The organism is Agrobacterium sp. OT33 (assembly GCF_017313365.1).
GTDB classification, from domain to species: Bacteria; Pseudomonadota; Alphaproteobacteria; order Rhizobiales; family Rhizobiaceae; genus Agrobacterium; species Agrobacterium rhizogenes_A.
Window position 1 is genome coordinate 26,021 of the sequence record NZ_JAFLMZ010000003.1, and the last position, 15,167, is coordinate 41,187.

At 61.0% G+C, this 15,167-nt stretch carries 14 protein-coding genes; 4 read left to right on the forward strand and 10 right to left on the reverse strand.

Going from position 1 to position 15,167, the window contains the following annotated elements:
• Positions 1-53: 53 nt before the first annotated feature.
• The 4 genes from JZX88_RS07695 to JZX88_RS07710 form a co-directional block, all read right to left on the reverse strand.
• Positions 54-1,082: an ATP-binding cassette domain-containing protein gene (locus JZX88_RS07695; protein ID WP_206913181.1), complete on the reverse strand. Its 1,029-nt coding sequence runs from the start codon at positions 1,080-1,082 to the stop codon at positions 54-56.
• Entirely contained in the window at positions 1,070-2,764 is a 1,695-nt protein-coding gene (locus tag JZX88_RS07700; RefSeq protein WP_206913182.1) for an iron ABC transporter permease, read from the reverse strand. Before JZX88_RS07700 ends, JZX88_RS07695 begins: the two co-directional genes overlap by 13 nt.
• A 9-nt stretch (positions 2,765-2,773) precedes the next feature.
• Positions 2,774-3,757, reverse strand: a complete 984-nt coding sequence (locus JZX88_RS07705) for an ABC transporter substrate-binding protein (protein ID WP_206913183.1) — start codon at positions 3,755-3,757, stop codon at positions 2,774-2,776.
• Positions 3,758-4,092: 335 nt separating this feature from the next.
• Complete coding sequence (locus tag JZX88_RS07710) at positions 4,093-5,337, reverse strand: PLP-dependent aminotransferase family protein (protein WP_065113697.1); 1,245 nt, start codon at positions 5,335-5,337, stop codon at positions 4,093-4,095.
• Positions 5,338-5,609: 272 nt separating this feature from the next.
• Here JZX88_RS07710 and JZX88_RS07715 point away from each other — a divergent pair, with 272 nt between their 5' ends.
• Together JZX88_RS07715 and JZX88_RS07720 are read left to right on the forward strand one after the other, a co-directional pair.
• Positions 5,610-6,062, forward strand: coding sequence for an RbsD/FucU family protein (locus JZX88_RS07715; RefSeq protein ID WP_206913184.1), 453 nt, complete (start codon positions 5,610-5,612; stop codon positions 6,060-6,062).
• A 106-nt stretch (positions 6,063-6,168) separates the two neighbouring features.
• Positions 6,169-7,200 (forward strand): endonuclease/exonuclease/phosphatase family protein, encoded by a 1,032-nt coding sequence (locus JZX88_RS07720; protein ID WP_206913185.1) that lies wholly within the window; start codon positions 6,169-6,171, stop codon positions 7,198-7,200.
• A gap of 69 nt (positions 7,201-7,269) precedes the next feature.
• Here JZX88_RS07720 and ilvC read toward each other — a convergent pair whose 3' ends face one another.
• The 3 genes from ilvC to JZX88_RS07735 all read right to left on the reverse strand — a co-directional run bounded on the left by ilvC (position 7,270) and on the right by JZX88_RS07735 (position 9,578).
• Positions 7,270-8,289 (reverse strand): ketol-acid reductoisomerase, encoded by a 1,020-nt coding sequence (gene ilvC / locus JZX88_RS07725; protein ID WP_035260000.1) that lies wholly within the window; start codon positions 8,287-8,289, stop codon positions 7,270-7,272.
• A gap of 49 nt (positions 8,290-8,338) precedes the next feature.
• A complete protein-coding gene (locus tag JZX88_RS07730; RefSeq protein ID WP_110760222.1) occupies positions 8,339-8,992 on the reverse strand; it encodes a TetR/AcrR family transcriptional regulator in 654 nt (217 codons plus the stop codon).
• 166 nt (positions 8,993-9,158) lie between these two features.
• Positions 9,159-9,578: a helix-turn-helix domain-containing protein gene (locus JZX88_RS07735; protein ID WP_246753456.1), complete on the reverse strand. Its 420-nt coding sequence runs from the start codon at positions 9,576-9,578 to the stop codon at positions 9,159-9,161.
• Between the two features lie 105 nt (positions 9,579-9,683).
• Between JZX88_RS07735 and JZX88_RS07740 the strand changes: the two genes are divergently transcribed.
• Positions 9,684-10,568 carry an NmrA family NAD(P)-binding protein gene (locus tag JZX88_RS07740; protein WP_206913518.1) on the forward strand — a complete coding sequence of 295 codons (885 nt, stop codon included), beginning with the start codon at positions 9,684-9,686 and terminating at the stop codon, positions 10,566-10,568.
• A gap of 60 nt (positions 10,569-10,628) precedes the next feature.
• On the opposite strand, the gene JZX88_RS07745 is transcribed toward JZX88_RS07740, so the two are convergent.
• On the reverse strand, positions 10,629-11,567 hold the full coding sequence (locus JZX88_RS07745; RefSeq protein WP_174034388.1) for an AraC family transcriptional regulator: 939 nt from the start codon (positions 11,565-11,567) through the stop codon (positions 10,629-10,631).
• A gap of 189 nt (positions 11,568-11,756) precedes the next feature.
• Here JZX88_RS07745 and JZX88_RS07750 point away from each other — a divergent pair, with 189 nt between their 5' ends.
• On the forward strand, positions 11,757-12,803 hold the full coding sequence (locus tag JZX88_RS07750; RefSeq protein ID WP_065113703.1) for an NAD(P)-dependent alcohol dehydrogenase: 1,047 nt from the start codon (positions 11,757-11,759) through the stop codon (positions 12,801-12,803).
• A gap of 226 nt (positions 12,804-13,029) precedes the next feature.
• On the opposite strand, the gene JZX88_RS07755 is transcribed toward JZX88_RS07750, so the two are convergent.
• Both JZX88_RS07755 and JZX88_RS07760 read right to left on the reverse strand, forming a co-directional pair.
• Positions 13,030-14,295, reverse strand: a complete 1,266-nt coding sequence (locus tag JZX88_RS07755) for an NAD(P)/FAD-dependent oxidoreductase (RefSeq protein WP_206913186.1) — start codon at positions 14,293-14,295, stop codon at positions 13,030-13,032.
• Positions 14,296-14,366: 71 nt separating this feature from the next.
• A complete protein-coding gene (locus tag JZX88_RS07760) occupies positions 14,367-15,122 on the reverse strand; it encodes a pyridoxine 5'-phosphate synthase (protein ID WP_206913187.1) in 756 nt (251 codons plus the stop codon).
• Positions 15,123-15,167: the final 45 nt, after the last annotated feature.

Sequence of the window (15,167 nt, forward strand, 5' to 3'; positions counted from 1 at the left end):
GTCGGCTGGATCCCTGTGGCAGGCACAGGGATAAGGGAGGAAACCTTTTTACCTTAAAGCCGCCACGCCGCCCGAATGGCAACCGACAGACGATCACCGACAGCAACCGCTTCGCGCGAATAGGCCCTGAGTGCCTGCCCATCCGGCAGGTCGAGACGGAGAGTATAACGCTCACCCTCATAAAGAACCGAGGTGACGGTGCAGGCGATGCCCTCCGCATCGCGCACCACATCCTGCGGCCGCACGAGAATATCCGCCTGCGGCAATTGCCTGCCGCTCTCCATCGCCGCCCGAAGCCCCGTCCAGTCGAGATCGCGCGAAGTCCCTTCCGGCACGGGCAAGGTCACGATCGCCCCCTGTCCCACCAGCGAGCCGACCAGCCTGCCTTCGGGCCGCGCATAAAGCTCCGCCGGCGGCGCCACCTGCAAGAGCTTGCCCTGCGACATGACGGCAACATCGGTCGCCAGCGCCATGGCCTCGGCCTGATCGTGGGTGACATAGATCATCGTCGCGCCGGAGCGGATGTGGAACTCGCGGAACGTCTCCTCCATCTCCTGCCTGAGGTGCCGGTCGAGATTGGCCAGCGGCTCGTCGAGCAGCACCACGTCGGGCTCGGTAACGAGGCAGCGGGCAAGCGCCACACGCTGCCGCTGGCCGCCGGACAATTCGGCGGGGCGGCGATCGGCAAAGCTGTCGAGGCGGACGGCGGCAAGCGCCTGACGCACCTTTTCGCGATATTTCTCCCCCGAAATGCCACGCACCTTCAAGGGATAACCGGCATTGTCGGCAACCGACATATGCGGCCACAGCGCATAGGACTGGAACACCATCGCCATGTTACGCCGCTCCGGCGGCACCATGCTGCCGGCATCGGCCAGCACCCGCTCGCCGAGCAGGATGGAACCGTCGGTCGGTTGTTCGAAACCGGCGATCATGCGCAGAACCGTCGTCTTGCCACAGCCGGAGGGACCGAGCAGCGCCAGAAAACCGCCGTCGCGCACCGTCAGCGAAACGTCATCGACGGCGGGCTTCGAACCGGCACCGAAACTTTTCGACAGGCGGTTGAGGATCAGTTTCGCCACGGGACAACTCCTTTCGGCAGATAGCGCCCCAGAATTTCGAGCAGCAGCATAAGGATAATCACCATGATGACGACGAGCACCGAAAGTGCGGAGGCGAGATCGAAGCTGCCGCTATCATCGAGATTGTAGATGAGTACGCCGAGCGTCTGCGTGCCGGCTGACCACAGCAGTGCCGAGACCGTCAGCTCATTGCAGGCGATGAGGAAAACGAGAATGACCGACGCCCCCGCCGCAGGCCCGACCAGCGGCAGGATGATATCTTTCAGCCGCCGCCAGAAACCGGCACCGGACAGCCGTGCCGCCTCTTCCAGCGACGGGTCGAATTGCAGGAAGGCGCTGACCATGGGTTTGAGGCTGACGGCGAAAAAAGAGGAGAAATAGGCGAGCAGGATGATCCAGATCGTGCCGTAAAGCGTGATGCCGACAAGCGGGATGGGGGCTGCGAAGAGCAGCACGAAGGACACCGAGATGACAACGCCCGGCAGCGCATAGGGGATATCCACCAGCGCCGAGAGCAGGAACATGAAACGGCTCTTGCCCCGCACCAGGAAATAGGCCGTCAGCACCGTCACCGCCAGCAGGCAAAGCGAGGTCGCCGTCGCCAGAAACAGCGAATTACGGAACGCCGTGCGGGTCACGCTCTGACGGTAGAGCAACTCCTCATAGGCATGCAGCGTCGCGGTCTTGAGGCTGAGCGGCACGCCATAGGCAGGCGCGAGCGAGCTTGCCACCAGTGCCGCAAGCGGCGCCACCAGCATGAAGAACAACACGAGCCACAGGGCAAACTCCGCCGGCACCCGCCAGCGTGCCAGCCGGAAGGTCGCCGCCTTGCCGGAAAGGCCGATAATGCGATAGTCCCTGCCCTTCATCGCCCGTTCCTGAAGCGCGAGCCCAGCGACCGAGATGATGGCGATCATGGTGGAGAGAATGGCGATGTCGCCGAATGTGCTGGTGCCGAAACTGGCGAAACGGCTGTAGATCAGCGTCGGCAGGGTAAAGATCGAGGCCGGAATGCCGAGGATCGCCGGAATACCGAAATTGCCGACACTGGAGACGAAGGAGATCGCCGCCCCGGCGATCAATCCCGGCGTCGAAAGCGGCAGGATGATATCGAACAGCACGCGGCGCGGTGAAGCGCCGGAGAGTTTTGCAGCCTCGATACCGTCCTGCGGCAAGGCAAGCAGACCGGCACGCAGCGACAGATAGACGAGCGGCGCGTGCTGCACACCGAGCAGAAGCGCGATGCCCGCAATCGAATAGAGCGGCTGCGGCGAGCCCATCGCCGGCGCAAGGCCGATGGCCTTCAACAGCGTGCTCGACGGGCCGGTCATGCCGATCCATGACAGCGCCGTCACCTGCGGCGGGATCATCATCGGCAGCATGAACAGGAAGCTTAGGATCGACTTGCCGCGTATGTCGCAGAGCGTCAGCGACAGCGCGAAAGCTCCGCCGATGCCGAGCGAAATCAACATGCCGAAAAACGAGGTGGAGAGCGTGTTCAGCACCGCATCCCACAGGGCCGGATCGGCGAGAAGACGCCATATGTCACCATTAAGTGACGAAACGATACCGGTATAGGCAAGCCGCCCGAGCGGCAGGGCGCTGAGCGCAAAAACAACGCCGACCACAAAAGGAAACAGCCAGCGCGGCTGGCTGTTTCCATAGGCACTTGAACGGGACATGCCGTACTATCAGCCCTTGGAGCCGAAAGTGTCGGAGAAGGTCTTCAGGTCCTGTTCGGAATTCTTCAGCGCATCGGCGGCGTTGAGCGGCAGAACCTTGATCTTGTCGCGGGACGGGAAACCTTCCGGCATACCGGCATCGGCACGAACAGGAATGTAACCGAGCTTGACGAAGCCCTGCTGGCCCTTTTCAGAAAGCACGTAATCGACGAACTTCTTGGCCGCGTCCTCGTGCTTGGTGCCCTTGATGATCGCAACCGGCTCGGTGACGGCCGACACGCCCTCTTCCGGGAAAACGAACTCGACCGGCGCGCCCTTGGCCTTTTCGCGGATCGGCATGTAATCGACGACCACGCCATAGGCCTTTTCACCCGATGCGACGGACTTCAGAACCGCGCCGTTGCCGCCGCCGGCAATGGCTTCATTGGCCTTCAGCTGCTTGTAATAGTCCCAGCCGAGGCCATCGGCAGCGGCAAGCGTCTGTGCGTGGATCAGCGCCGCACCCGAGGTCAGCGGGCTTGGCATGGTCACGAGACCCTTGGCTTCAGCCTTGGCCAGATCCTTCCAGCTCGTCGGCTTCATTGCGGCAGCGGTGTTGTACATGATGCCAGTGGTGATGAGCTTGGTGGAGTAATAATAGCCGTCCGCATCATAAAGCGAAGCGTCGATGTTCCTGGCTTCCGCAGACTTGTAGGCAAGAAGCTGGTCGGCCTGCTTCATGCGCTCCAGCGTGACCGTATCTGCGATCAGAAGCACGTCGGCAACCGGATTGCCGGCATTGATCTCGGCCATCAGCTTGGCCATGATCTTCGGCGTTCCGTCACGTACCCATTCAACCTCGAGACCGGGATTGGCGGCCTTGAAACCATCAACGGTCGCCTGTGCGTCCTCGTTCGGCTGGCTGGTGTAAAGCACCAGATCGGCGGCATTGGCGGCGGTGGCGATGAAGCCGAGCGATACGATGGCGGTGAAAGCGGAGAGCAGCGTTTTCATGGGTCCAGTCCCTGTTGTTTGGTGGGACCGCTTAAACATGATTGCATAACATGTATGTGACAGGCAGGATTTTTGGGATGGGATATCTTGGGGCGGCGGGGTTGAGAGTAACGTTGCCCCTCGGCACTCGCGGTTTACCCCCCTCTGCCCTGCCGGGCATCTCCCCCTCAAGGGGGGAGATCGATCTGTGGCTAGGCCTCGCCCATCTCGAAGCTTGAGAGTGGAGTAACGGTAGAGCGTCTTGCTGATCTCCCCCCTTGAGGGGGAGATGCCCGGCAGGGCAGAGAGGGGTAAGCCGCACCCTCCACCTTTCAAGGCCTCATCGCCAGCCGCCCTCAAATCGCCGGCAGCGCCTCGCCCGTTTCCGCCTGCGCCGTTGCAATCAACCGGCCAAGCCGCTTCATGCCTTCCTCGATCATCGCCTCGTTGGCGCAGGAGAAGCTGATGCGCAGCGTGTTCGTGCCGGAGCCATCCGCGAAGAAGGCGCGGCCGGGAACGAAGGCGACCTTTTCCGTGGCGATGGATTTGGCCAGCAGCGCCGCACCGTCCATACCTTCCGGCAACGTCACCCAGATGAACATGCCACCTTCCGGCTTCGTCCAGTGCGTGCCCTTCGGCATGTATCTGTCGAGCGCGGCCAGCATCGCGTCACGGCGGGCACTATAGGCTGCCTTGATCTTGGCGACCTGTTTGTCGAAGCCACGCGAGGCGACCCGTTCGATGGCGATCTGGTTGATGGTGGAGGAATGCAGGTCGGCGGCCTGCTTCATCAGCACCAGCTTGCGGATAACCGGCGCGGAAGCGACGATGTAACCGACGCGAAGGCCGGGTGCCAGCGTCTTCGAAAAGCTGCCGCAATAGATGGTGCGGGTGTTCTCGATACCGCCCGAGCGGGCGATGTCGAGTGCCATGATCGGCGGGATAGCCTCGCCATCGTAACGCAGCGACTGGTAGGCAGCGTCTTCGATGACGGCGATGTCAAGCTCATCGGCCAGCGCCAGAACCTTTTCGCGGCCGGCCAGATCGACGGTTTCGCCGGTCGGATTGGAGAAATCAGCCGAGAGATAAGCGAACTTCACCGCACCACCGAGCTTGGCTGCCGTTTCGCGGTAAGCCTCCGGCGTGCGATTGCCGCCGGGATTGAGCTGATCGTAATTCGGCTCATAGGCGTTGAAGGCGGAAAGCGCGCCGAGATAGGTCGGCCAGGTGACGAGCGCCGTATCCTTCGGCGACAGGAAGAGCTTGCCGAGATAATCGAGGCCCTGCTGCGAACCGGAAACGATGAAGACGTTATCGGCGGTGCAGTCGATGCCGATATCGGCCATTTCGCCCGCCAGCCATTCGCGCAGCGGCTTGTAACCTTCGCTCACCGAATATTGCAGCGCCGCGTTGACCTGCGAACCCGAAAAAATTTCCGCATAAGCCTGCTGGAACTCCTCTGCGGGGAAAAGAGCCGGGTCCGGAATACCGCCGGCAAAGGAGATGATGTCGGGCTGCTCGAGCAGCTTCAGCAGCTCGCGGATTTCAGACGCTTTCATGCGCGAAGAGCGCGTGGCGAAAATTTGTTCCCAATCAAGCATGGGTACGTTTCCTCTTGTGTCGTTTTTATGCGTGCATCTTTACAGAAATGTCGATACGTCAGCAATACTGACTTATCAGTTTTTCGAATTATTTCTGCCTCCCAGCACATTGCCCGCAACCCACCCGCCTTGGGGCCGGATTTTGCGGACAAAGCCAAATACACCCTTGCGCAAAGCTTCACAATCACACCTTTGCGATTGACGCGGCATGGTTTTCCGGCTGCATTGCGCGCGCGCCGCGACACGCGGAAGTATCATGGGAGTTTGACGACATGCTGAAAAACATCGACCCGGCGCTGAACGCCGATGTCCTGCACGCGCTGCGCGCCATGGGTCACGGCGATACGATGGTGATCTCCGACACCAACTTCCCTTCCGATTCGGTTGCCCGCCACACGACCGTCGGCAAGGTGCTGCATATCGACAATGTCTCGGCAGCCCGCGCCATGAAGGCCATCCTGTCCGTCCTGCCGCTCGATACGCCGTTGCAGCCATCCGTCGGCCGCATGGAAGTGATGGGCGCACCCGATCAGCTGGAACCGGTGCAGGCCGAAGTGCAGAAGGAAATCGATGCGGCGGAAGGAAAACCCGCCCCCATGTATGGCATCGAACGCTTCGCCTTCTACGAAAAAGCCAAACAGGCCTACTGCGTCATCACCACGGGCGAAACCCGGTTTTATGGCTGCTTCCTCCTGACAAAGGGTGTCATCCCGCCGGCCGCATAAGGCCGCATACGGAAATTGCGCCAGCCGCCCGCCTTCATGACAATTTCAAGTTGTTGTGGCAAAAACTTCCACTAGGCTTCAAAAACCAACCGGAGGTGTGCGGATCATGACCCAATATGTCCTGGCGTTCTGGAATGTCGAAAACCTGTTTGCGCCGGAGGGTTATCCGGCGCGCGAGCCGTGGATTGCCGAACGGCTGAAGAACGATCTGAAAGGCTGGACCGAGGACCTGTTCAAAACCAAGGTCAAACAGCTCGGTGTGATCATAAGCCAGATCGGCGGCGCGGGTCCGGATCTGCTCGGTGTCTGCGAAGTCGAAAACCGTTTCGTTCTGGAGACGCTGGCGGACCATCTGAACGACCTCCTGCCGGCGCGCGCCTATCGCGTCGTGCACGCCGATTCCAGCAAGGACCAGCGCGGCATCGATACCGCCTTCATCTATGACAGCAAAAAGCTGCTGATCAACGAAAACGAGATTTTCAGCCATTTCGTGATGCGCCGCACCGGCACGCGCGACATTACCCAATGCACTTTCATCACCAAGGGCGGCCGCCAGCTTATCGCGCTCTCCAATCACTGGCCGTCGCGCTCGGGCGGCGCGGTGGAAAGCGCCGGTTTTCGCATGACGGCCGGCGAAACGCTGGGCTACTGGCACCAGCGTATCAGGGAAGAAAAAGGCAACGACATCGCGGTCATCGCCTTCGGCGACTTCAACGACGACCCTTCCGATGCCTCGCTGCGCTACCATGCCAATTCCACCCGCGAGCGCGACGATGTCGAGAATTCGCAATCGGCCATGTTCTACAATCTCGCCTGGAACTATCTGCGCCAGCCGGTGGTGGACTCCGTCGGCTCGGCCAGAACGATCTACGGCACGCTCTATTTCAACGGCGACGCCAATATCTTCGATCAGATTCTCGTTTCCCGATCGCTTCTGACCGGCAACAGCGGCTTCAAGGTGCGGGAAGAAACCGCAAAGGTCGAAGCGATTGCCGCCATGGTCAGCCACAGCAAGAATGAGGGGCCGATCCGCTTCGGCCTGTCGAAAGGCGATGCGGTCAAAAACGTCAATCTCGGCGGTTTTTCCGATCACTTCCCCGTTTCCGTCATCGTCGAGGAAGACGACGCCATCGTGTAGCGGCGCATCGAAAACAAAAAGGCCGGAGCTTTCGCTCCGGCCTTCCAATTCTCTACCAAACAATGAAGCTTAGTTGACAGCCTTGTCGACCAGCTTGTTCTTGCCGATCCAGGGCATCATGCCGCGCAGCTTGGCGCCGACTTCTTCGATCTGGTGGGCGTCGTTGTTGCGACGGATACCCTTGAAGCGGGCAGCGCCGGCCTTCCATTCCTGCATCCACTCGGAGGTGAACTTGCCGGTCTGGATGTCGTGCAGAACGCGCTTCATTTCAGCCTTGGTGTCGGCGGTGATGATGCGCGGACCGGTGACGTATTCGCCCCACTCGGCCGTGTTGGAGATCGAGTAGTTCATGTTGGCGATGCCGCCTTCATAGATCAGGTCGACGATCAGCTTCACTTCGTGCAGGCACTCGAAATAGGCCATTTCCGGAGCGTAACCGGCTTCAACCAGCGTTTCGAAACCGGCGCGGATGAGCTCGACGAGACCACCGCACAGAACGACCTGTTCGCCGAAGAGGTCGGTTTCGCACTCTTCCTTGAAGTTGGTTTCGATGATGCCCGAACGGCCGCCGCCAACGCCGCAGGCGTAGGAGAGAGCGAGCTCAAGCGCGTTGCCCGAAGCGTTCTGGTGAACGGCAACGAGGCAGGGAACGCCGCCGCCCTTCTGGTATTCGCCGCGAACCGTGTGGCCGGGGCCCTTCGGTGCGATCATGACGACGTCGAGCGATGCCTTCGGCTCGATGAGGCCGAAGTGAACGTTGAGGCCGTGTGCGAAGGCAATCGCCGCGCCATCACGGATGTTGCCGGCAATGTCGGCCTTGTAGATGTCGGCCTGCAGTTCGTCCGGCGTCGCCATCATCAGCAGGTCGCCCCACTTGGCGGCTTCGGCAACGGTCATGACCTTGAAGCCGTCGGCTTCTGCCTTCTTGACGGTCGGCGAACCGGCCTTCAGGGCGATAACGACGTTCTTGGCGCCGGAATCCTTGAGGTTCAGCGCATGGGCGCGGCCCTGGGAGCCGTAACCGACGATGACGACATTCTTGGACTTGATGAGATTGAGATCGGCATCACGATCATAATAAACGCGCATTTTATGGTCCTTCCCTAATGCTTGTCTCTCAGTTGTCTGAACCGGAATCTCAGGCGACCTTGCCGCCCAGTTCCGAATGTACCTTTTCCGTCCCGTAAAGCGTCAGAAAGGCGACGACCGCCTTCTTCGCCCGGGCGGAAAAATCCTTGTCCGGCGCCTCGCCCAGCAGCATGCGCACATGCAGATCCGAAACGATGAGACCGTAAAAACCGCGATACGCCTCTTCGGCGTCATCGAAGCGCAGGTAGCCGGATCGGCGACCCGCTTCGATCAGTCCACGGGCGCGGCGGTCGATCTGGCGACGGCCGCGTTCCAGCAGCAGATCGCCAAGCTTCGAACCGTCGCGGCTCGCCTGCCCGATGGCCAGACGGTTGAGCGCCAGCGACACGTCACCCGCCAGTACATCCAGCAGATCATGCGCGAAAACCTCAAGGTGATCGGCAAGCTGCGGTGCGGAGACACGGTCGCCCGCCTTCTCGAAGGTGCGGACCTTGCTCTGCTGAAAGGTGATCATCGCCGCCAGCAGGCCGTCCCGGTCGCCGAACCACTTGTAGAGGCTTTCCTTGGAACAGTTGGCGGCGCGCGCCAGCCCGGATGTGGTGAGCGCTTTTTCGCCGCCCTCGACCAATAGACGCAATGCCTGATCCAGAACGGCGTTCTGGCGCGGCGAAAATTCCTGCGCTGTGATCGGGTCGGAAGCCAAGTCTTTTCCACTCCAGGGGCTCGATTAATGTACCGTACGGTACGGTTCGAGCGCCATTTAAGCGGAGGCTGCTTCCCGGTCAAGCGGATTCTTCGGAGGAGGACGAGAATTGACGCGCTGCGGCATGGCCACGCGCCGCAGCATGAAGCGTGGCAGGCGCCGGCATTCAGTTCTCGATGTCGAACCGGCTTCTCGCCTTGCGTATCGCATCGTGATTGTCGAGCGCCCATTGAATGACGACTTTAAGCGGCGCGTAGAGCGATGCGCCGAGCGGGGTGATGCTGTATTCCACGCTGGGCGGCTTCGTCGGAAAGACCTGCCGGTGAATATAGCCTTCGCGCTGCAAATCCCGCAGTGTCTGCGTCAGCATGCGTTGGGAAATATCCGGCACCATGCGCCGCAGTTCGCCGAAACGGTAGGGCTTCGATGCTATCGCCCCCAGCAGCAAAGTGGACCATTTTCCGCCGATCTGGCTCATGACGTCCCGCACGGGGCAATCGGCAACACTGGTGGCGGAAAACACCAGCCCGAAGGCCTCGTCCAGCCTGTTTTCCTGCCTCGCGGGTCCGACAACATCCATAAGCATGGTTCCCTTTTGGTAACGATCCGCACAGAACCTGCCTTCTTTACAGCCTCTAGGCAATTCCTATTTTAGTGCTGCTCTCTTTTTGAGACCGCCGAAAGGATAAAAATCATGAGCAGAATTCTGGTGACCGGCGCCGCCGGACAGCTTGGACAGGCCGTCATCCGCCACCTCCTGGAGACCTACCATGTCCCGGCCGCCAACATCGTCGCCGCCACCCGCGACGTATCCCGGCTCTCCGCGCTTGCAGCAAAAGGCGTCGAAGTGCGACGCGCGGACTTCGACGATCCCGCATCGCTTGACGCGGCCTTTTCCGGTATCGACACGCTGCTGGTCATCTCCACCGACGCGCTCATGGTCCCCGGCCTTCGCCTCAGACAGCACCAAACGGCGGTGGAGGCAGCCACAAGAGCCGGTATCCGGCATATCGCCTATACGTCGATGCCAAGCCCCGACAAATCGCTCGTCAGCTTCGCACCCGATCATCTGGGAACGGAAACAGCGATCAAGGCAAGCGGCCTGCCCTACACCATTCTTCGCAATGCCTGGTATTTCGACAACCACCTGCACGGCATGCCGCAAAATCTGAAAAACGGCCAGTGGTTCACGGCCCGCGGCAACGGCAGGGTCGCCGATATTTCCCGGGAAGACTGCGCCCATGCCGCCGCCGCCGCACTGCTGAAGCCGGCGGAAAACCGGACCTATACGCTGACCGGGGCGGAAACATCGACGGCCGACGGTCTGGCTTCCCTGATAAGCGAGGTGACGGGCAAGCCGCTTGCCGTGGTGCAGGTCACACCCGAGCAGCTCAAGCAGGCCATAACAGCGACGGGATTGCCTGAGATCATTGCCGGCATGATCGCTTCCGCCGACGCCAATATCGCCGCTGGAAACTTCGATATCGTGACCCGAGACTTCGAAACGCTGACAGGTGCGACGCCGCAATCCGCAGCGGATTTCTTCAGCGCGCATAAATCCGCACTGCTCGGCTGAAATGCCGGCCCGTTCCACCCCGCGCCGGGACGGAACGGGCTTTAAAACAGCGACCTTTGCTCAAGCCCGCAGGGTCGAAGGCGAAACAGCCTGTTCCGCCGCGATAATCTCACGCGAAGCATCGATATCGCGTGACGGCGACAATCCGTAAAAACGGCTATATTCGCGGCTGAACTGCGACGGGCTCTGGTAACCGACACGATGGCCGGCCGTGCCGGCATCCAGCCGTTCCGCAAGCATCAGCCGGCGCGCCTCATGCAGCCGCAGCTGCTTCTGGTACTGCACCGGCGTCATGGCCGTGATCGTCTTGAAATGGTGATGGAAGGACGACACGCTCATGCCGATATGCTCGGCAAGGTCTTCGATGCGCAGCTGGCGCGCGAAATTCTCCCGCAGCCAGGCGATGGCGCGGGCAATGCGGTTACCCTGGCTGCCGGCCGCGATGATATTCATCAGCTGCCCGCCGGCTGGTCCGGTCAGGATGCGATAGAGGATTTCCTGCTCGATCAGCGGCGCCATGGCGGCAATCTCCGCCGGACGATCGAGCAAGCGCAACAGCCGGATGGCCGCATCGAGCAGTTCCGGCGTGGCGGCATTGACGACGATGCCACGCTGCGCATTGGCCGGCTCCGAAGGCGGATCGATCGGCACACGCCGCATGAGGTCGAGCAGCTTTTCACTGTCGATGGCAAGCGCGATACAGAAATGCGGCACCTCCCTGCTCGCCTCCACCACCCGCCACGCAACCGGCAGATCAAGCGACGTCAGGAGATAATCCCCCGCGCCGTAATTGATGGTGTCCGTTCCCAGCTGAACGCTTTTCGACCCCTGGATCACCATGGCGAGACAGGGGCGATAGCTGCCGTGGCAAGGGGCGCTGGGCGTCGTGCGCCGGCTGATGCCGAGGGAGTCGATTGCCGTCTGCACCTCGCCATCCTGGGTAGCATGCCGCGCGGCAATGGAGGCGATCTCCTGATAGACATTGAACGGCAAGGACATAGGGGAAATCCCTTAACTGAAGGAAGAGATGCGTCTGATGCCTTTTATCTAGAAAGCCGCGCGGCCCGCGCAAAGAGCGCACCACCATATTTTTGCAGGATCGTGCAAAAAGCTCGGAGGATCGCTCTAACGCCGCGTCCCTCTTCCATCGCATATTCCGTCGTCCCCAACTCCCGAAAGGATATTCAGATGGCTATTGCTAGAGGTTACGCTGCGACCGATGCGTCGAAGCCGCTTACCCCGTTCACCTTCGAACGCCGCGAGCCGAACGATGACGATGTCGTCATCGATATCAAATATGCCGGCATCTGCCACTCGGACATCCACACCGTCCGCAACGAATGGAAGAATGCCGTCTTCCCGATCGTTCCCGGCCATGAGATTGCCGGTGTCGTCAAGGCTGTCGGCTCCAAGGTCACGAAATTCAAGGTCGGCGACCATGTCGGCGTCGGCTGCTTCGTCGATTCCTGCGTCGGCTGCGCCACCCGCGATCTCGACAACGAGCATTATATGCCGGGCCTCGTCCAGACCTATAACGACGTCGACCCGCACACCAAGACCGCAACCCATGGCGGCTATTCGGACTCGATCGTCGTCAAGGAAGGTTATGTCCTGTCGATCCCGGACAACCTGCCACTCGATGCATCCGCACCGCTTCTCTGCGCCGGCATCACGCTTTATTCGCCGCTGCGCCGCTGGAACGCCGGTCCCGGCCAGAAGGTCGCGATTGTCGGCATGGGTGGCCTTGGCCATATGGGCGTCAAGCTCGGCGCGGCCATGGGGGCGGATATCACCGTTCTCTCGCAGACGCTGTCGAAGAAGGAAGACGGCCTGAAGCTCGGCGCGAAGGAATATTACGCCACCAGCGACGCCTCGACCTTCGAGAAGCTGGCCGGCACCTTCGACCTGATCATCTGCACGGCCGGCGTCGCCATCGACTGGAATGCCTATCTCGGCCTCCTGAAGCCCAAGGGCAGCATGGTCGTGGTCGGCGCACCGGAGCACCCGATTCCGGTTCACGCTTTCGCGCTGATCGTCGGCGCGAGGAACCTGTCGGGCTCGATGATCGGTTCGATCAAGGAAACCCAGGAAATGCTGGATTTCTGCGGCGAGCACAATATCGTCTCCGAAATCGAGACGATCAACATCCAGGACGTCAACGAAGCCTATGAGCGCGTGCTGAAGAGCGACGTGCGGTATCGCTTCGTCATCGACATGGCGTCGCTCGACGCGTGAGTCTTGGATTGGGCAAACCCGCCCCATCTGCACGCCGTCACCCCGGACTAGATCCGGGGTCCAGCCAGCCCAAGTCCTTGGGCTGAAAAACTCTTCTCGCCGCGCAGACGCGCGGCGTCTGGATGCCGGATCAAGTCCGGCATGACGGAGGAGTAGTTTGGCGCAGCTGTCATAACATAAGGGCGGGAAGCCATGCTTCCCGCCTTTTCCTTTGCCCGCCCGGCCCTCAGGCCTCATCCTTCAGCGTCTCTTTCTGGGTAATCAGCCGCGCACTGTGCTGGCCGCTCAGATAAATCCACAGCCAGCTCCACGCCACGGCAAGCCGCGAACGCGTTCCGATCAGGAAGTAGATATGGGCAAGGCCCCAGATCCACCATGCCAGCACGCCCTTGAGCTTGAACCTGCCGAAATCGATCACCGCCGCACGTTTGCCGATGGTGGCGAGATTGCCCTGATGGCTGTAGCGGAAGGGTGCCGGCGATGGTTTGCCGTCCAGCCGCGCCCTGATGACCTTTGCAACATAAGCGCCCTGCTGTTTTGCCGCGGGCGCGATGCCCGGCACCGGCTTACCGTTTTCCTGATTGACGGCGGCCGTATCGCCGATGACGAAGATATCGGCATCGTCTTGCAGATTGAGATGAGGTCCGACGATGGCGCGCCCCGCCCTGTCGGCCGCCGCCCCTAGCCACTTCGCGGCGGGAGACGCCTGCACACCGGCGGCCCAGACGACCGTGCGGCAGGGATAATAAGTGTCGCCCACCGTCACGCCTTCATCGCTGCAGGCTGTCACCGGCGTACCGAGCAGAACCTCGACACCGAGCTTTTCGAGCGCTTCCTTGGCATAGGCAGAAAGATCCTCGGTGAAAACCGGCAGGACGCGCGGGCCGGCCTCGACAAGCAGCACACGGGTCTTTCTGGTATCCACATTGCGGAATTCCGCCGGCAGCGCCTTGTGGGCCAGTTCGGCGATCATGCCCGCCATTTCCACGCCCGTCGGGCCTGCGCCGATGATGACGAAGGTCAGCAGCGCCTGCCGTTCTTCTTCACTGGTGGCGAGTTCGGCCCGTTCGAAAGCCAGAAGCAGGCGGCGGCGGATTGTCGTTGCATCTTCCAGCGTCTTGAGGCCGGGAGCGGAACGCTCCCACTCGTCACGGCCGAAATAGGCATGGCGCGCGCCGGTGGCCAGCACCAGCGTATCGAAACCGATCACCTGACCGGAACTTAAATGCACGGTCCGCGCCGCCCGGTCTATGCCGGTCACCTCCGCAAGCAGGGTCGTTACCTCCTTGCGGTCACGGTAAAGATGGCGGATCGGCCAGGCGATTTCGGATGTCGCCAGCGCCGTGGTCGCCACCTGATAAAGCAGTGGCTGGAACAGGTGATGGTTGCGGCGGTCGATCAGTGTAATGCGGACAGGGGCCCCCTCCAGCCCGTGTACCAGTTGTAAACCGCCGAAGCCTCCACCCACGACGACAACATGATGTTCTTGCATATGTCTCTGCCTTCAAAAGCTCGCGCACGGAGCATGCGCAGCCAAAGCATAGGCGAAAAAATTGACTTTGGTTATGAAATAGGCTGACCGCAGGCCTGACAAAAACGCCGGACTGTTTCAGCCATGCCATATTCCAGCGCATCCGCCGTCAGCCCGTGGCCGATGGAAACCTCGGCGAGATCAGGAATACGTTTCATCAGCTTGGGCAGGTTTGCCACCGTAAGATCGTGGCCGGCATTAACCGCAAGTCCGAGCGCTCTGGCATGGTCTGCCGTTTGCCCAAGCTTCTCGACAAGCGCATCAGCCTTTTGCGGATCGTCAAAACAGCCGCCATAAGGGCCGGTGTAAAGTTCGATACGCGCAGCCCCCGTCTCTGCCGCCAGCTCCACCGGCTCGCGCTCACCATCGCCATCCGCAAACAGCGAGACGCGCATGCCGCCAGCCTTCAGCCGTCCCACGACGTCCTTGAGGAAAACCGCATGTTTGCGGAAATCCCAGCCATGGTCGGACGTCGCCTGCGACGGGTCGTCAGGCACCAGCGTCACCTGTTCCGGCTGGGTCTTCTCGCAGAGAACGAGGAAATCCTCGGTCGGATAACCCTCGATGTTGAATTCCGCGCCGGGGAAACTGTCGTCGATCAGGGCGCGCAGCACCGGCAGATCGGAAAAGCGGATATGGCGCTGATCGGGTCGCGGGTGTACAGTCAGGCCGCTTGCCCCCGCCGCCAGTGCAATATGCCCGAAATGCGCGACATCCGGCCATGGAAGATCGCGACGGTTGCGTAACATGGCAATTGCGTTCAGATTGACAGAAAGTTTTGCGGGCATGACATCGGCTCCGGTTCGGAATTGACACCCTGTTTCACGCAGGTT